The organism is Wolbachia endosymbiont (group B) of Apotomis betuletana (assembly GCF_947250475.1).
GTDB lineage: Bacteria > Pseudomonadota > Alphaproteobacteria > Rickettsiales > Anaplasmataceae > Wolbachia.
In genome coordinates, this window is the sequence record NZ_OX366320.1 from 799160 (window position 1) to 816327 (window position 17168).

Here is a 17168-nt window from a genome sequence, read left to right on the forward strand (position 1 = left end):
GCCTAAACGCAATTAAATTGAGTGACAAAATCACTCACAATACCAAGAATATCATCTTTTATATCATCATTCATGTCACCTGACAACTTTTTTAAAACTCCAGGGTGAACAGTTTGAAAATAATTGATAAGATCACACTCGAACCTATTGATGTTGCTCACCTGTACCTTATTTAATTGACCATACAGATTAGAAAAGATATACATAAGCAATACTTGCTCTTCTATTTGCATAGGTGAATACTGTTTTTGCTTTAATAATTCAATAAGGTATTTACCTTTGTTTAAGGACAATTGAACAGTAGCATCAAGATCAGAACCAAATTTAGCAAAGTCTTCCAGTTCTCTATATTGGGCCAAACTCAGCTTTATAGAACCAGCAACTTTTTTCACAGATTTCAATTGTGCAGCAGAGCCAACCCGAGAAACCGATAAACCTATATTCACTGCAGGGCGAAATCCTTTGTGAAACAATTCAGACTCAAGAAAAATTTGTCCATCTGTAATTGAAATCACATTAGTTGGAACATATGCAGATACATCGCCAGCCTGAGTCTCAATAATCGGCAAAGCAGTCAAAGATCCCTGTCCTTTTTCATCAGACATTTTGGCAGCTCTTTCAAGCAAGCGAGAGTGTACATAGAATATATCTCCAGGATAAGCTTCACGACCAGGAGGACGTCTGAGCAATAAGGACATCTGCCTATATGCCACAGCATGCTTAGATAAATCATCATATACCACCAAGCAATGCATTCCATTATCACGGAAAAATTCTCCAATAGTGCAACCGGTATAAGGTGCTAAAAATTGCATAGGCGCGCAGTCAGATGCGCTAGCCACAACTACGGTTGTATACTCTAATGCTCCACTTTCTTTTAGCTTATTCACCACTTTTGCTACTGTCGAAATTTTTTGTCCAATAGCAACATAAACACAGTAAATTTTTTGATTTTCGTTTACCTCATCGTTAATCTTCTTCTGATTGATAATAGTATCAATCGCAATAGTGGTTTTACCAATTTGTCTATCGCCAATAATTAATTCACGTTGCCCTCTACCTATAGGAATCAACAAATCTATAATTTTAATTCCTGTCTGCAGAGGTTCATGCACAGATTTACGGTCAATAATACCTGGCGCTTTAGATTCTATATACATTTTGTTCTTGGCTCTAATTTCTCCGCCATCGTCTATAGGATCGCCTAATGCATTTACAACTCTCCCTAATAATTCATGACCTACAGGCACCTGTACAACATCACCACTACATTTTACAACGTCCCCTTCTTTTACATCACGGTCATTGCCAAGCACAACTATTCCAGCTGTATCATGATCTAAATCAAGAACTATTCCTTCTACACCGCTTGCAAAAGATACCTTTTCACCAAACTTTGCTTTTTCCAGCCCATAGACCAATGTGATACCATCCGTTACTGAAATTACTTCACCTATATTTTCTCGTTTTATAGGATTATCAAATGTCTCAACCTTCTCTTTTATTATGTTTACTACTTCAGAGGCATTTATGCTATTCTTCATATACAATTCCTTATTTTCAACATTTCCATTTTACTCAAATCAACCAATCTATCCAAATAACTCTTAAGCGAAGCATCAATCACGTTAAAACCATACCTAACTACAAAGCCACCTAGTATAGAAGGATCAACCACATGACTGACTTTTATTATTTTACCAAGAAAGTTCAAAGATTCAGTAATTATTTTTATATCAGGTTTCTTTAAAATCTCTGCTGATTTTATAGTAATTTCCAATTCATTTTCACTTTCCCTTACAAGATTTAAGAATTTTTCTAATATAAGGATTAATAAACGGGAGCGCTTGTTTGCAAGTGTAACCATAATAAATTTGACTAAGTTTTCACTCAAGTTCTCCTTTATAGAAAGTATCGCTTCTTTTTTGTGCAAAAGAGAAACCATAGGATGAGATAGATACACAAAAACATCTTGATCTTTAAAAAAAGCTAACAAAAATTCTACTTCTTTTCTTATAATACCTAATCTGCTTCCTGAGACATGAAACAGTGCTCTAGCATAAGATGAAACTAAATTATTGTTTTTCATATTCAATTACCTGTTCTAGTAAATCTAAATTATTTTAGCTACCATTGTTCAATCCAAGCATTTTTTATATAAATAGGTCTTCTCCTTAAGGAAAGAAAACATAAATCATATCTGACTGAATAATCTAAAAAATCAAGATTTTTACTTAAGAAATATTTAGAAGAATTTATAATAGACTGACACTGAAAATGAGATATCGGTACTTCTTTTCCAAATAAACTTGTTTTAACTTCTATAAAAATCAGCTCCCTTTTTTTAGATACAATTAAGTCAATTTCACCCAACTTACAACGGAAGCGACGTTTTATAACATTATAGAATTTCAGCTTTAAATATATCGAAACTAACAATTCTCCAAAGTAACCTACAAAATAGCGTAACCTACTTACCATAAAAAGAATAATTAGCTTTGTGTAACTACTTTGCTTCCTTTTTTATTTTTACTATAAATCTCACCTTTTGCTGAAATATCTCTATCAACTAGCTCTATCACTGCCATTGGAGCGCAATCACCCTTTCGAGTACCAAATTTTATTATTCTAGAATATCCACCTTTACGGTCTTGATAACGATTAGCTAGAACGCTTAATAATTTATCAACTACTAACTTACTATTATGAAGACGTGAAAGCAAAAGCCTTCTACCATGTAAAGAATCGTTATTCTTAGCAATTGTAATAAACTTTTCCACATATGGACGAAGTGCTTTAGCCTTTGGTAAAGTAGTTACAATCTGCTCATGATTAATTAACGAGATAGATAGATTCTTTAACATTGATAACCTATGCTCGGTACAACGAGACAGTTTATTTTTCTTTATTCCATGTTTCATATACTACCTAATCCTCATCAGTATGTTGTTTAGCCAGTTCATCTATATCCTTAGGCGGCCAATTTGGTATATTCATACCCAAAGACAAACCTGAATTATTTAAAATTGCCTTGATTTCATTCAAAGACTTTCGGCCAAAATTAGCAGTTCTTAACATTTCAACTTCCGTCTTTTGCACAAGATCACCTATATAAGTGATATTTTCATTTTTCAGACAGTTATGAGATCTAACAGATAATTCCATTTCATCTACTTTACGCAATAGAACAGGATCATAGCCCAAATCTTTAGCACCACTAGACAAAGAAACCTGCGATTTTTTATAACTCATATCAGAACTAATAAAAGGCTGAAATTGCTCCTGTAATATTCTTGCAGCATAGTCAACAGCTTGACTTGGAGAGATTGTACCATCAGTTTCAATTGACAATATTAGCTTATCTTTATCAGTAACTTGACCAACACGACTATTCTCTACTCTATACGAAACCCTCTCGACAGGACTATATAAAGCATTAACTGGAATAAAACCAATTAAATCTTGTTCATTCATAAGCTTTAAAAATTCATTTTCTTTATATTTATTTACAGGAAGATAACCTTTTCCGCTAGCAACATATATAGTAATGTTAAGCTCCACATCTTGACCTAGTGTACATATCACCAAATCTTTATTAACAATAGAGCATTGGTCATCAGTTTCTATCATTCCAGCTAATACTTGACAAGGCCCTTTAGCGCTCAAATTTAAGCACTTATTAGACGTGTTATTTAGCTTACATCTCAACATGCCCATATTTAATGCTATATCAGTTATGTCTTCCCTAACTCCTTGGATCGAAGTAAATTCATGATTCACGCCTTCAATTTTTATTCCATAAACAGCACTACCGCGAAGAGAAGACAACATTACACGCCTTAATGCATGACCCAACGTTAAAGCAAAACCACTTTCCAAAGGTTCTAGAACTATATCACCTTTTTTACTTGAATCACCTGATATTACCTTAATCGCATTAGGCTTAGTTAATCTATCTAAATTTCCACAGAAAGAGACATTATCACTATAATACATACAAAAACCTTCCAAATATCCTATACTCTTCTTTTTTTCCTTAGTCTACACCCATTATGAGGTATCGCCGTTTTATCTGCAATTGAAGTGACAGTCAATCCACAATTCCTAAGTGCTTTAACTGCAGCTTCTGCACCAAAACCAGGACCACGAATTATTACAGAAACAACCTTCATACCAAATCTCTCTATTACTTTCTTCGCAGCAGAATCGGCAACCTTACCTGCAGCATAAGGTGTAGATTTTCTCGAACCAGAAAAACCACATGCACCAACAGAAGTCTGGTAAAGCGTATTACCACAAACATCAGTCACATTTACAAAAGTATTATTAAAAGTTGCACGAATATGGACAATACCAGTAATAAACCTTTTTGTATTCTTACCAACCGTTTTAACTTTTTTCATAAAAACTCACGATAATAACAAATTTTATTTTTTTCCAGCAATAGGCAATTTAGATCTGCCTTTACGAGTTTTAGCATTAGTATGGGTTCTTTGTCCCCTCACAGGCAAACCTTTTCTATGCCTTAATCCTCTATAGCAACCGATTTCCATTAAAGATTTTATATCCATAGCCACTTTTTTTCTGAGCTCACCCTCTATGACATATTTTTGCCTAATAAAACTACTAATTTTCTCTATATCTTCATCTTGTAATTCTGAAACACGCTTACGCTCATCAATTTTACAGCTACGACAAATTATATTCGCAGTAGTAATACCTATACCATGTATATAAGTTAATGCAAAAGGAATACACTTCTTCACCGGAACATTTATGCCTGCAATACGTGCCACTGATACCTCGATACTTTATTAATAATAACTCTTAATTTATACCATAAAACAACTTATAGTCAAATCAAATTACAAGAAATTTTACTTTCAATCTCTTGCATTACTCTATCAACACTCAAATTAGCGTTAATTGTTAACAACTTGTCCTTATAATACTCGCGCAAACCCTCTATCTGAGAATGATATTCTCTTATCCTCTTATTAATTGCAAGCATATTAGCATCATCAATTCTCTTCTCCAATCTCGTACTTTTACATTTAGCACAAGTAGTATTCTTAAAAGAAGATATACTATATATACTTTTACAATCCAAACAAGTAAGACGATCTTTTAATCTATCAATTGCAATATTATCGTCAAGCTGCAACTCAATTACAAGATCAACATCCCTATTGCATCTTTTTTGCAAAACTTGAGTTAAAAAATGAGCTTGATTTAAATTTCTTGGAAAACCATCTAACAAAAAATCACCATCTATTAATGCAAGCTGGTCACACAATAATTTACATATAACTTCATCTTGAATTAAATTACCAGATTCAACAGTATCCTTTATTCCTTTACCTAATTTACTCCCACTAGATATAATATTCCTTAATAAATCTCCTACTGAAACTAATTTAAAATTATACTTTGCTATTAACAAACTGGACTGAGTACCCTTACCAGAGCCAGGAGGACCAAAAATTGTAATAATCACTTTAGTCTCCTTGTTTTAGACTCATATTTCTTTATCCAACTATCGTACCTATTTGAAAAAACATAAGATTGTACTTGCATAATAGTATCAGTAATAACGTTAACTATAATCAGCAAGCTCGTCCCACCAAAAATAAATGGTATATCATAATGATACCTCATAATTTCAGGTATAGTACATATTACCACCAAATACGCAGACCCAATAAATGTTAATTTAAAAACTATATCTTGAAGATAATCAGAAGTATGTTTTCCAGGCCCTCTACCAGGAATAAAACCACCATTTTTCCTAAGAAAATCAGCATTTTCCTCTGGATTAAATATAAAATTGGTATAGAAAAAATTAAAAAGTACTATGAGTATTAAGTAAGTTATAATGTACATCACTTTATTTGCCATAAAGTAGTTTAAAATAAAATCAGCAATGGCATGACCTTTATAGAAATTTGCAATTGAAATAGGTGTTAATAGAATTGCGTTAGCAAAAATAGTTGGTATTACACCAGATAAATTGATCTTCAATGGAATGTAAGTAAAATCATCATTATGTAATTTTTTAAACTGTTTTTTGGGATATTGAACAATTACCTTTCTATAAGAAGATTCTGTAAAAATGACTAAAAGGAGCAGTAAAAAAAACAATGCTATAACAAAAAGGGTAATGAAAAACGACATACTACCATTTTTATTTAATGTTAGCAGAGATGATAAAGCATTATGTAATTCAGATGTTATGCCAGTAAAAATGATTAATGAGATACCATTGCCTATACCGCTCACACTGATCCGCTCACCAAGCCATATTAAAAATATAGTTCCACCTAAAAGGCTAAAGACACCTATAGTACGAAACATAATACCAGGTTCAACTACAACTAATACCCCTTCCCTATTCATTCTTTCTAACCCTATTAAGATCGTAATTGATTGAAAGATACAAAACACTATAGTCATATAGCGTATATAAGAGTTCATCTTTCGACGTCCTAACTCTCCTTCATTTTTAATTTCATTGATTCCTTTAACGGCAGAAGATAATAATTGCATAACTATGGATGCAACTATGTATGGCATAACGTTTAACGCCAAGATCGTCATTCTAGCTAAAGCGCCACCAGAAAATAAATTAAATACTCCAAAAACACCAGAACTCTCTTTTGGAAATATATCATTGATTATATCAAGATTAACTCCAGGAATAGGAACATAAGTGCCTAAACGATAACAAACTAAAGCCATTAGCGTAAAAAATATACGCTTTAGTAAATCACTTTTATATAACAACGTAGAATCCAAACTATTAAATGCAAATTTACTGCTCATGATTTACGATAGTATTTCTACACTACCACCAACTGAAGCTACAGATCTTTTTGCAGCTTCTGATGCAAAATCAACATGAAACACAAATTTTTCGCTTAATTTACCCTTATTAAGAAGTTTGATTTTACTTTTAACAGATCTGATAAAACCTAATTTATGCAGTAGCTCCTTATCTATGATAGAATCCTTGACTATTTTTTTAGCTTCCATTAAGCACTGTACATCACCAACATTAAATATAGAGTATAAGTTTTTGCGTATAGGCTTAAAACCTCTTTTAGGTAAACGAGTATATATAGACTGCTGTCCACCTTCAAAACCATTTATAGAAACGCCACTTCTCGCTTTTTGCCCTTTATGCCCCCTACCAGATGTTTTACCTTTACCACAACCAATACCTCTACCTAATAATTTAGGCTTCTTTTTCTTAGATAATTTGGTAAACACAGAATTTAATTTTACAGCATCATTCATACTTTACCTATTTCCAACTATCTCACTAATCTTTTTACCCCTCTTACCTGCCACTTGGCGAGGAGATAACATAACATCAAAAGCCTTAAATACTGCACATATAATATTATGGGGATCATTTGATCTAGTAGACTTAGCTACCACATCCTTTATACCTAATACCTCAAAAACCGACCTCATTGCTCCACCAGCAATAATACCTGTTCCAGTTCTTGCAGCTCTTAAAACTATCTCACCAGAACAAAATTTAGCTTTAATATCATGATGTAAAGTTCTACCTTCACGTAAGTACACCCTAATCATCGACTTCTTTGCAGCATTTACAGCTTTCACTCTTGCTTCAGCAACCTCTGCGTGTTTACCTATTCCACATCCTACCCTACCCTTACCATCACCAACAACAACCAAAGTTGAAAATGAAAATCTTCTACCACCTTTAGTAACCGTTGTTACCCTTCGCACTGAAACCAAAAGTTCTGATAAATCATTATTATTTTGTAAATTCTTTACAGCCATATTTAAAACCTTCTAAAATTTAAATCCAGAGCTTCTTAAAGCCTCAGCAAATTGAGAAATCAATCCTGTATACTTATATGCTCCCCGATCAAAGACGAACCGCTGCTGCAATTTTGTACTAGGCAGACGCTCAATCAATAAAGAAGAAACCTGTTTTATAGTTTCAGCATTGACCCTACCTTTACATACATTCCTAATTTTATCATCCAAAGTAGAAGCAGAAGCTAGGGTTATTCCTTTTGCATCGTTAATCAACTGAACGTAAAAATGTTTATTAGACTTAAATACGGATATACGTAAACGTCCAGCGCTCTTATCGAGCTTCGCTCTATTACGAAGTTTCCTTTTTTCATAGCTACTTAAAAAATTATACAATCTTTTCATTTTAATTACTTCTTTTTATTTACAACCTTACGCAGCATAAATTTGCCTTTTATTACAATACCCTTACCTTTATAAGGATCATATTTTCTAATTTTGCATATATCAGAAGCCACCATATAGACTTTTTGCTTATCCATACCGCGAATCACTAAATGAGTTGGCTTTATACACTTAATCTCAACGTCTTTAGGCACTTTATACTTAATATTATGACTATAACCAAGATATAAAGTCAAATACTTATCATCACATTCTGCTTTATACCCCACACCATTAATCTCAAGATCAACAGAAAAATCATTAACCATACCGTTAATCATGTTATTAATATTACTTCTATAAGTGCCCCATATAGATTTTATTTTATCATAATCATCCCTGCCTTGATCAACAGAAAGTAACAATTGATTATCAACTATCTGACACAGAATGCCACTACACAAGTTCAGCTCTTTTTCTGCCCTAACACTTCTTATTAATACCCTACCATCATTATATTCAACTGAAAGATCAGCAGGAATATTGATAGGTGCGGCACCTATACGAGACATACATTTCTCCTATCATTTAAAATACACGACACAAAACTTCTCCACCAACTTTTAATCTACGTGCATTATAATCGGTCATCACTCCTTTCGGTGTAGATATAATAAAAATTCCAAGACCATTATATGCTTTAGAAATGTCCTTACACTTAGAATAATAACGACAACCGGGCTTTGATACCCTAGCTATATCATTAATCACAGGTGATTTATCATAATACTTCAACTGCACAACAAGCGAAGGGATACTATCACTCTCTTGCTTTTCATAATTAAGAATATACCCTTCCTCTTTTAAGATCTTCAATATAGAAGAATTCACTTTAGAGAATAGGACTCTTGTTTCCCTATGCATTGCCAATTGAGCATTACGTATTCTTGTTAAAAAATCACCAATACCATCAGATAACGACACTATTACACTCCTTATATCACATTTACCAACTAGATTTTGTAACCCCTGGAACTTGTCCAAAAGAACACAAATCACGTAAAACAATCCTACATAAACCAAATTTTCTATATACTCCTCTCGGCCTACCAGTTAAAGCGCATCTATTCCTAATTCTGATTTTAGAAGAATCTCTAGGCAATTTTTTAATCAGCTTACTTTGAGCTGCAAACCTTTTTGCAATAGATAAATCCTTATTATTCATTATAGATTTTAATTCTTCCCTTCTCTCCCTATACTGATCGCATAACTTTATTCTACGAAGATTCTTCTGTATCATGGATTTTTTTGCCATATATATTTTCTCTCAATTATCAAAAAAAGGGAATTTAAGAGCCAGTAATAATTCCTTTGCTTCCTTATCACTAACTGCACTTGTTATAATATTAATATCCATACCTCTAATTTTACTTATTTTATCATAGTCTATTTCTAAAAATGATATATGCTCCTTGATACCAAGGGAAAAATTACCATGACCATCAAATTGCTTCACACTAAACCCTCTAAAATCTTTTTCCCTTGGCAAAGCAATATATATTAATCTTTCTAAGAATTCATACATTTTATTTCTACGCAAAGTCACTTTACAACCTACAGTTGCACCTTTTCTAATTTTGAAACCAGAAATAGATTTTTTTGCAAAGGTTAACACAGGCTTTTGCCCAGCAATCAAATGTAGATTATCAAATGGCTCATTTATCGCTTTATTGTCCGTAGCAGCATCTCCAACGCCCATATTGATACACACCTTGACAAGTTTAGGCACTTGCATTACATTGCCGTAATTAAACTTATCCTTTAAGGATTTTACTATATTATCTTTATACAATTGTTTAAACATATCAACCTAATCTATCACTTCTCCAGAAACTTTTGCAAAACGCACTTTTCTACCATCTATAATCTTAAATCCTACTTTAGTTGGAGTTTTACACTTAGGATCCAATATTGCAACATTGGATACATCAATAGCTAACTCTTTATTCAATATACCACCACCACTACCAGCTCTTGGTTTAGTATGTCTCTTACACACATTTACGCCAGAAACAACTACTTTCTTTTTAGCATCACGTATTATAACTTTGATTACCTTACCAATTTTTCTCTTATCTTTACCAGTTAAAACTATAATATCATCACCACTTTTTATTTTAGCACTCATTATAAAACCTCATCAGCTAATGACATTATTTTCATAAAAGAACCAGATAACAACTTTTTTACTGGACCAAACACCCGAGTGCCAAGTGGTTCACCTTGAGCATTAATTAAAACCACAGCATTGCTAGAAAAACGAATTACAGAACCATCAGATTTCTTAACACTATTTTTTACTCTAACAACAACTGCTTTATATACTTTTCCTTTTTCAACTTTACCTTTTGGGTTAATAGACTTAGTAGATATAATAATCGTATCACCTACAGATGCAGATTTCCTACCACCTAACAAGCCAATACAAAGCACTGCACGCGCACCAGAATTATCAGCTACTTCTAACAATGTATTTTTTTGAATCATATAAATACCTATTCCTTTTTAGCTATTGATAACAACCCATTTTTTAGTAACAGAAATAGGCTTATGTTCCTGTATTAAAACCCTATCTCCCTTTTTGCAACTATTATTCTCATCATGTGCTGTATACTTCTTGTATTTTTTAATAACTTTTTTATACAGCCTATCCTTATACACTTGTAACACCGAAACCTTTACAGTCTTATCAGACTCAGCATTAGTTACGACACCACAAAAAACCTTCTTAGGCATTTTTTCCCTCTCTCTTTCTTCTATTTAATACAGTTAGACTACGAGCTATGCTCTTTCTTATTAAGCTAAAACGCGAAAAATTGTTGCACTGGCCCAGCTTTTTTTGAAAAGCCAAATTAACAAATTCTTTCCTCAAATTCACAAGAAGTTCATGTAATCCTTGTGAAGATTCTGATTCAAATTTAACTATATCCATTGCAACTCCATTCAATTATGATTAGATATAAATTTACACTTCATAGGAAGCTTAGCAGTCGCTTTTTCAAGCGCCAATCTTGCTAAATGCATGGGAACATCACTACTAATTTCAAACAAAACCCTACCGGGCTTAGCTTTAAATACCCAAAATTCAACACTACCTTTCCCTTTACCCATACGTACATCTGCTGGCTTTTTACTAACCGGGGTATCAGGAAAAATTCTTATCCACACTTTACCAGAGCGTTTTAACGTTCTAGATATTACACGCCTTGCAGTTTCAATATGCTTAGACTGAACCTTACCTACTTCCATAGCTTTTAATCCATAATCTCCAAAAGACAGCGTGCTACCACCCTTAGCATTACCCTTAATTCTCCCCTTAAATACCTTTTTATATTTACTCTTTTTGGGAACAAACATTTCAATATACCTTAACTACCAACATAAACCCAAACTTTAACTCCTATAATACCACATATAGTCTTCGCTTCACAAAAAGCATAATCTATATTAGCACGCAAAGTGTGTAAAGGCAAACGACCTTCTTTGTACCATTCAGTACGAGCTATTTCAGCTCCGCCAAGACGCCCAGAGCAACTTACTTTAATACCCTCAGCACCCATCTTCAAACAATTTTGAATAGCTTTTTTCATCGCTCTTCTACATGAAATCCTTTTTTCTAGCTGATGTGTAATACTCCTTGATATTAAAACTGCATCTATTTCAGACTTTTTAACTCCTACTACATTCACTTCGACACTACTTTCTACTTTTTTAGCTATTTTTTGCTTTATCTTCTCAACATCCAAACCTTTCTTACCTATTATAACCCCAGGTTTAGAAGAATGTATTATTACAGACACTAAAGTAACTGTACGCTCTACAGTTACTTTAGAAATACCAGCATGCTTAAAGGATTCATTTATATAACTGCGAATAAATAGATCTTGATGCAATTTCTGTTTATAATCGTCCGTAGCACACCAAACAGAATCCCAGGTATTACTATTTATTTGCAATCTAAATACTTTAGGATTAACCTTCTGTCCCATATTTTTACACTTTCCTTATTAATTTTCCATTTCTATAAATCATACAATTTCTTTCAATTTTATAGTTATATTACTATAAAATTTGCTCATTCTATTAGCCCTACCCATAGCTTTTGGATATACTCTACGCAAAGTAAGTGACTTACCTATTAAAATTTCCTTTATATATAAATTATCAACGTTCAATCCATAATTATTTTGAGCATTAGCAATTGCAGAATTCAACACCTTCATTATAAAACCGGCAGCCTTTTTTTCACAAAATCTTAATTGTACATTAGCAAAAGAAACTTTTTTATTACGCACTAAATCAGCAACCAAATTTAATTTGCGAGGAGTTGATCTTAAAACCTTAGAACCAGCCTCAACTATTATATCCCTATTTTTCATATCAATTGCCTACCTTCTTGTTGCCTTTTTATCACCACCATGCCCAGTAAATTTACGAGTAGGTGAAAATTCACCGAATTTATGACCTATCATATTCTGATTATCAACACTAACAGGAATGTAATCTTTACCATTATAAACAGCAAATTTTAAACCCAAACAATTAGGAAGAATTACAGAAGCCCTGGAATGAATTTTTATCACCTTATTAATAGAACCCTCTTTTAAAGCTCTCTGAACTAATCTTAGTACAGATGGGTGTAAAAAAGGTGGTTTCCATACAGATCTACTCATAAATTAACCTTTCAATTTTTTTATATACTTATCACTAGATTTATTTTTTTTCCTAGTTTTTTTTCCTTTTGTTGCAACACCCCAAGGAGTAACAGGATGACGACCGCCAGAAGTTTTTCCCTCTCCACCTCCATGAGGATGGTCAACCGGATTCATTGCAACTCCACGTACAGTAGGTCTAATCCCAAGCCACCTACTTCTCCCAGCTTTACCCAACTTTCTATTCTTATGGTCAGGGTTAGATACTACACCAATAGTAGCCTTGCAAGAAGATAAAATCAACCTAATTTGACCAGACCTGAGTCGTAATAAAACATATTGGCCATCACGACCAACGATTTGTGCATAACAACCAGCAGCTCTAGCAATCGCAGCACCATTACCTGGCTTCAGCTCAACATTATGAACGAAAGAACCAACAGGTATATGCTTGAGTAGTAAACAATTCCCTGGCAAAATATCAGCATCATCTCCAGCTGTCACAACATCACCAGGCTTCATACCTTGAGGAGCTAATATATAAGATTTAGTATCATCTTCCTTATATGATATTAATGCTAAAAACCCACTTCTATTTGGATCATACTCTATTTTCTCAACTATACCCTGATCACTTCTATTACGTTTGAAATCTATAACTCTATACTTCTTCTTGTGACCACCACCTCTATGACGAGTTGTAATTCTACCATGATTATTTCTTCCACCACTGGATTTTTTACCAAATACAAGAGACTTCTCCGGCTTATCTTTTGATAAACCAACTTTACTTATTAATATAGTCCCACGAGAAGACGGAGTAACAGGATTAAAAAATTTCATACCCATATTAAACGCTCATTATATCTAATTTTTGACCATCCATCAAAGAAAAATAAACCTTTTTTCTCTGTTTTTTACAACCAACCACACCCCTGAAACGTCTATATTTAGGTTTAACTCTAATAACATTTATAGAAGAAGTTCTGACATTAAATAAAGACTCTATTGCCGATTTTATTTGACGCTTATTTACATTTACAGAAACATACAAAGAGTATTTATTAAACTTCTCTCTTAAAAGAGAAGCCTTTTCTGTGATTACAGGAGATTTTATTATATTATTATATTTAATCATAACAATCTACCTTCAAGATGCTTTAAAGTGTCTTTTGTTAACATCACGCATTCATGATTCAATATATCAAAAACATTTAACCCAATAGGTTTGATTAAATCTACATAATGCAAATTTTTAGCAGCACGTAACAAATCATCTCCATAATCACCAACTATTAAAAAAGAAGAAAATTTAAAATTTTTAATATATTCACACATTTTAGATGTTTTCTTCACATCAACATTCAAACTATCAAGAACAATAACTTGATTATTTAAATATTTTAGAGATAAAGCAATTTTCAAACCAAATTTACGTACTTTTTTATTAAGAGAATAAGCATGACTCCTCACAACAGGACCAAAAATAATTCCACCACCTCTAAACTGAGGAGATCGCAAGCTCCCCTGTCTCGCCCTACCGGTACGTTTTTGACCATACGGCTTAGCTGTTGTACCAGAAACATCACTGATACCCTTTGTTTTATGAGCACCAACTCTTCTCTTTGCTAATTGCCATCTCACTATATCATGCAAAATACTCAATTTTTGCTTGGCAGAAAATATCAAGGGATTAAGCTCAACACTACCTACATTATTATTAGATAGATCAACTAATTCACATTCCATAACTAACTCACCAAATTATTAGCATCATCACTCATATTCAACAGCAGACCTGCTGGAAAAGGAACATCTTTATGTAAAGGCTTTTTAACTGCATCTCTCACAAAAACATAAGAGTTTTTAAACCCAGGAACATTATTACCCTTTACAGCAATTATGCTATTTTCATAATCAATGGATAATATTTTCATATTCTGTACAGTTACTCTGCTATTACCTAAATGACCAGCCATTTTCTTCCCCTTGAATACTCTACCAGGATCTTGACATTGACCAGTAGAACCTTGTGATCTATGAGCAATAGAAACGCCATGAGATGCCCTAAGCCCACTGAAGTTATGCCGCTTCATCACACCAGCAAACCCTTTACCTAAAGAATAACCCGTAATGTCAAGATATTGACCAACTACAAAATGATTAACCCCCACCTTTTTACCACATTCTATTCCGAATAGATCAGTTAATCTACTTTCGTATAATTTACATTTACTATTTATACCCTTTTTCTTTAAATATTCCAACTGAGGTTTTACTATTTTTTTTAAATCTCCTGTGCCTAAAATGACTGAATTGTAGCCACATTTATCTTGTCCTTTTATATCGATAATATAAGTTTCGCTGAGATGCAATAAGGTTACAGCCATGCGACTATTATCAAAATACATAGCAGTATGGCCAACATTCGTCATTAACAAACCAATTCTCCTAAGCGAATTTATTCTCTTCATTTCCTTTTCCTAAATATTAACTTCCTTAACCTTTAAATCCACTTCTACACCAGCAGAAAAAGATAAATCTGCAAGCATCTTCATCATAGTAGAAGTAGGATTATGCACAATAATTAACCGCTTAGAAATTCTCATTTCAAATTGCTCACGAGATTTTTTATCAACATGAGGAGACCTATTAACAGTAAATTTAGAATCTTTTCTTGGCAACGCAATCGGACCAGATAAATCTGCATTAAACTGCTTTAATTGATCAATAAACTCGCGAATACACTTTTCCAACAAAGAACAATCGAAAGCTTTGATTCTAATATATATATCTTGCTTCATCTTAGTTATTATACTCATTCTAAAATTTCCGAAACAACGCCAGAACCAACAGTTCTACCACCTTCTCTTATCGCAAAACGTAATCCTTTATCCATTGCTATTGGTACTTGCAACTCCACTTCTATACTTACATTGTCCCCTGGCATTACCATCTCCTTTCCATCTAGCAATTTTATGCTCCCAGTTACATCCGTTGTCCTTAAATAAAACTGTGGCTGATAATTTCCAAAAAATGGTGTATGCCTTCCTCCTTCTTCTTTCTTCAATATATACACCTCCGCATTAAATTTCTTATGCGGGGTTATTGTCCCTGGTTTTGCCAATACTTGCCCTCTCTCCACTTCTTCTCTCTTTGTTCCTCTTAGTAGTATTCCTACATTGAGTCCTGCACTTCCCTTATCTAGCAACTTCTTAAACATCTCAACACCAGTACATGTCGTCTTTTGCGTCGCTTTCAGACCTATTATCTCTATATCATCCCCTGTCTTTATCTCCCCCTTCTCTATTCTTCCTGTTACTACCGTCCCTCGGCCCGATATTGAAAATACATCTTCTATTGGCAACAAAAACGGCAAATCTACAGGCCTTGGAGGTACTGCCACATACTCATCTAACTTCTCCATCAATTTATCTATTGATTTCTTTCCATACTCACTATTATCATCCTCTAATGCTTTTAACGCAGACCCAACTATCACAGGCACTTCATCACCTGGAAATCCATACTTACTCAGCAACTCTCTCACTTCCATTTCTACCAAATCTATCATATCAGCATCAGCAACATCAGCTTTATTTATATATACCACGATATATCCAACACCCACCTGTTTTGCCAGCAATATATGCTCTCTCGTTTGTGGCATCGGCCCATCAACCCCTGACACTACCAATATCGCTGCATCCATCTGTGCTGCACCTACTATCATATTCTTTACATAATCAGCATGTCCAGGGCAATCAACGTGTGCATAGTGTCTCTTTTCTGTTTGATATTCAACATGCGCTGTTGCTATTGTTATACCTCTCTTTCTCTCTTCTGGCGCTTTATCTATTTGATCATATGCTACAAAATTACCATAATGCTTTGTTATCGCCGCTGTTAACGTTGTCTTCCCATGATCCACATGTCCTATCGTTCCCACGTTTACATGCGGCTTTCCAAATGCTTCTACTATCGCTGTCATAATCTTAACTCTTCTACCTAAAATACAAATACATCAATAAATAATATGTTGATTTCATATAAATACAACAAAAAAAAGAGCGGATAGTGGGAATCGAACCCACGTCACTAGCTTGGAAGGCTAGAGCTCTACCATTGAGCTATACCCGCACAATGGAGGAGGTAGGATTCGAACCTACGTACGCAATGCGGACAGATTTACAGTCTGTTACCTTTAACCACTCGGTCACTCCTCCACAAAAATCTGTTAAGAGAACACTACCTTAACTTAAGTTTTATTATTCCTAATAT

At 33.7% G+C, this 17168-nt stretch carries 30 protein-coding genes and 2 tRNA genes; all 32 read right to left on the reverse strand.

Going from position 1 to position 17168, the window contains the following annotated elements; translation table 11 throughout:
* Nucleotides 1-2: 2 nt before the first annotated feature.
* A complete protein-coding gene (atpA, locus tag OOK82_RS03530) occupies nt 3-1544 on the reverse strand; it encodes a F0F1 ATP synthase subunit alpha (RefSeq protein WP_007302558.1) in 1542 nt (513 codons plus the stop codon).
* Complete coding sequence (atpH, locus tag OOK82_RS03535) at nt 1541-2089, reverse strand: ATP synthase F1 subunit delta (protein WP_007302557.1); 549 nt, start codon at nt 2087-2089, stop codon at nt 1541-1543. The genes atpA and atpH overlap by 4 nt, the downstream gene beginning before the upstream one ends.
* A gap of 38 nt (nt 2090-2127) precedes the next feature.
* A complete protein-coding gene (locus OOK82_RS03540; protein ID WP_010404733.1) occupies nt 2128-2481 on the reverse strand; it encodes a YraN family protein in 354 nt (117 codons plus the stop codon).
* 11 nt (nt 2482-2492) lie between these two features.
* A complete protein-coding gene (gene rplQ / locus OOK82_RS03545) occupies nt 2493-2921 on the reverse strand; it encodes a 50S ribosomal protein L17 (RefSeq protein ID WP_010404731.1) in 429 nt (142 codons plus the stop codon).
* Between the two features lie 7 nt (nt 2922-2928).
* On the reverse strand, nt 2929-3996 hold the full coding sequence (locus tag OOK82_RS03550) for a DNA-directed RNA polymerase subunit alpha (protein WP_264375913.1): 1068 nt from the start codon (nt 3994-3996) through the stop codon (nt 2929-2931).
* Between the two features lie 20 nt (nt 3997-4016).
* Complete coding sequence (gene rpsK / locus OOK82_RS03555; protein WP_006012273.1) at nt 4017-4403, reverse strand: 30S ribosomal protein S11; 387 nt, start codon at nt 4401-4403, stop codon at nt 4017-4019.
* Between the two features lie 24 nt (nt 4404-4427).
* Entirely contained in the window at nt 4428-4796 is a 369-nt protein-coding gene (gene rpsM / locus OOK82_RS03560) for a 30S ribosomal protein S13 (RefSeq protein WP_006012270.1), read from the reverse strand.
* A gap of 59 nt (nt 4797-4855) precedes the next feature.
* A complete protein-coding gene (locus OOK82_RS03565) occupies nt 4856-5497 on the reverse strand; it encodes an adenylate kinase family protein (protein ID WP_052265056.1) in 642 nt (213 codons plus the stop codon).
* Complete coding sequence (gene secY / locus OOK82_RS03570; protein ID WP_010404717.1) at nt 5494-6822, reverse strand: preprotein translocase subunit SecY; 1329 nt, start codon at nt 6820-6822, stop codon at nt 5494-5496. The genes OOK82_RS03565 and secY overlap by 4 nt, the downstream gene beginning before the upstream one ends.
* Before the next feature lie 3 nt (nt 6823-6825).
* Nucleotides 6826-7296: a 50S ribosomal protein L15 gene (rplO, locus tag OOK82_RS03575; protein ID WP_006012263.1), complete on the reverse strand. Its 471-nt coding sequence runs from the start codon at nt 7294-7296 to the stop codon at nt 6826-6828.
* A gap of 3 nt (nt 7297-7299) precedes the next feature.
* A complete protein-coding gene (rpsE, locus tag OOK82_RS03580) occupies nt 7300-7812 on the reverse strand; it encodes a 30S ribosomal protein S5 (RefSeq protein ID WP_010404712.1) in 513 nt (170 codons plus the stop codon).
* A gap of 12 nt (nt 7813-7824) precedes the next feature.
* A complete protein-coding gene (gene rplR / locus OOK82_RS03585) occupies nt 7825-8196 on the reverse strand; it encodes a 50S ribosomal protein L18 (RefSeq protein WP_052265059.1) in 372 nt (123 codons plus the stop codon).
* Between the two features lie 5 nt (nt 8197-8201).
* Entirely contained in the window at nt 8202-8747 is a 546-nt protein-coding gene (gene rplF / locus OOK82_RS03590) for a 50S ribosomal protein L6 (protein WP_010404706.1), read from the reverse strand.
* A 16-nt stretch (nt 8748-8763) separates the two neighbouring features.
* On the reverse strand, nt 8764-9159 hold the full coding sequence (rpsH, locus tag OOK82_RS03595; RefSeq protein WP_007302546.1) for a 30S ribosomal protein S8: 396 nt from the start codon (nt 9157-9159) through the stop codon (nt 8764-8766).
* Nucleotides 9160-9181: 22 nt separating this feature from the next.
* The gene (rpsN, locus tag OOK82_RS03600) at nt 9182-9490 is read right to left on the reverse strand and encodes a 30S ribosomal protein S14 (protein ID WP_007302545.1); all 309 of its coding nucleotides are present in this window, start codon (nt 9488-9490) and stop codon (nt 9182-9184) included.
* A 12-nt stretch (nt 9491-9502) separates the two neighbouring features.
* Nucleotides 9503-10039: a 50S ribosomal protein L5 gene (rplE, locus tag OOK82_RS03605; protein ID WP_264374629.1), complete on the reverse strand. Its 537-nt coding sequence runs from the start codon at nt 10037-10039 to the stop codon at nt 9503-9505.
* A 6-nt stretch (nt 10040-10045) separates the two neighbouring features.
* Entirely contained in the window at nt 10046-10363 is a 318-nt protein-coding gene (gene rplX, locus OOK82_RS03610) for a 50S ribosomal protein L24 (RefSeq protein ID WP_010404700.1), read from the reverse strand.
* Complete coding sequence (gene rplN, locus OOK82_RS03615) at nt 10363-10722, reverse strand: 50S ribosomal protein L14 (RefSeq protein WP_264686656.1); 360 nt, start codon at nt 10720-10722, stop codon at nt 10363-10365. Before rplN ends, rplX begins: the two co-directional genes overlap by 1 nt.
* A gap of 18 nt (nt 10723-10740) precedes the next feature.
* Complete coding sequence (gene rpsQ, locus OOK82_RS03620) at nt 10741-10971, reverse strand: 30S ribosomal protein S17 (RefSeq protein WP_010404696.1); 231 nt, start codon at nt 10969-10971, stop codon at nt 10741-10743.
* Nucleotides 10964-11167, reverse strand: coding sequence for a 50S ribosomal protein L29 (gene rpmC / locus OOK82_RS03625; RefSeq protein WP_007302540.1), 204 nt, complete (start codon nt 11165-11167; stop codon nt 10964-10966). The genes rpsQ and rpmC overlap by 8 nt, the downstream gene beginning before the upstream one ends.
* Before the next feature lie 11 nt (nt 11168-11178).
* Nucleotides 11179-11592: a 50S ribosomal protein L16 gene (gene rplP, locus OOK82_RS03630; protein ID WP_006012233.1), complete on the reverse strand. Its 414-nt coding sequence runs from the start codon at nt 11590-11592 to the stop codon at nt 11179-11181.
* Between the two features lie 11 nt (nt 11593-11603).
* Nucleotides 11604-12224 carry a 30S ribosomal protein S3 gene (gene rpsC / locus OOK82_RS03635; RefSeq protein WP_007302538.1) on the reverse strand — a complete coding sequence of 207 codons (621 nt, stop codon included), beginning with the start codon at nt 12222-12224 and terminating at the stop codon, nt 11604-11606.
* Between the two features lie 39 nt (nt 12225-12263).
* Entirely contained in the window at nt 12264-12614 is a 351-nt protein-coding gene (gene rplV, locus OOK82_RS03640; protein ID WP_007302537.1) for a 50S ribosomal protein L22, read from the reverse strand.
* Between the two features lie 9 nt (nt 12615-12623).
* A complete protein-coding gene (rpsS, locus tag OOK82_RS03645; RefSeq protein WP_010404687.1) occupies nt 12624-12908 on the reverse strand; it encodes a 30S ribosomal protein S19 in 285 nt (94 codons plus the stop codon).
* A 3-nt stretch (nt 12909-12911) separates the two neighbouring features.
* On the reverse strand, nt 12912-13736 hold the full coding sequence (rplB, locus tag OOK82_RS03650; RefSeq protein WP_264686658.1) for a 50S ribosomal protein L2: 825 nt from the start codon (nt 13734-13736) through the stop codon (nt 12912-12914).
* A 1-nt stretch (nt 13737) separates the two neighbouring features.
* The gene (locus OOK82_RS03655; protein ID WP_264686659.1) at nt 13738-14025 is read right to left on the reverse strand and encodes a 50S ribosomal protein L23; all 288 of its coding nucleotides are present in this window, start codon (nt 14023-14025) and stop codon (nt 13738-13740) included.
* Nucleotides 14022-14636 (reverse strand): 50S ribosomal protein L4, encoded by a 615-nt coding sequence (gene rplD / locus OOK82_RS03660; RefSeq protein WP_006012216.1) that lies wholly within the window; start codon nt 14634-14636, stop codon nt 14022-14024. Before rplD ends, OOK82_RS03655 begins: the two co-directional genes overlap by 4 nt.
* Before the next feature lie 2 nt (nt 14637-14638).
* On the reverse strand, nt 14639-15361 hold the full coding sequence (gene rplC / locus OOK82_RS03665; protein ID WP_264704463.1) for a 50S ribosomal protein L3: 723 nt from the start codon (nt 15359-15361) through the stop codon (nt 14639-14641).
* A 9-nt stretch (nt 15362-15370) separates the two neighbouring features.
* Nucleotides 15371-15691, reverse strand: a complete 321-nt coding sequence (gene rpsJ / locus OOK82_RS03670) for a 30S ribosomal protein S10 (protein ID WP_012482004.1) — start codon at nt 15689-15691, stop codon at nt 15371-15373.
* A gap of 14 nt (nt 15692-15705) precedes the next feature.
* Nucleotides 15706-16878 carry an elongation factor Tu gene (gene tuf, locus OOK82_RS03675; protein WP_264686636.1) on the reverse strand — a complete coding sequence of 391 codons (1173 nt, stop codon included), beginning with the start codon at nt 16876-16878 and terminating at the stop codon, nt 15706-15708.
* A gap of 78 nt (nt 16879-16956) precedes the next feature.
* Nucleotides 16957-17027 (reverse strand) — tRNA-Gly (locus OOK82_RS03680).
* 4 nt (nt 17028-17031) lie between these two features.
* A tRNA-Tyr gene (locus tag OOK82_RS03685) sits at nt 17032-17113 on the reverse strand.
* Nucleotides 17114-17168 lie beyond the last annotated feature (55 nt).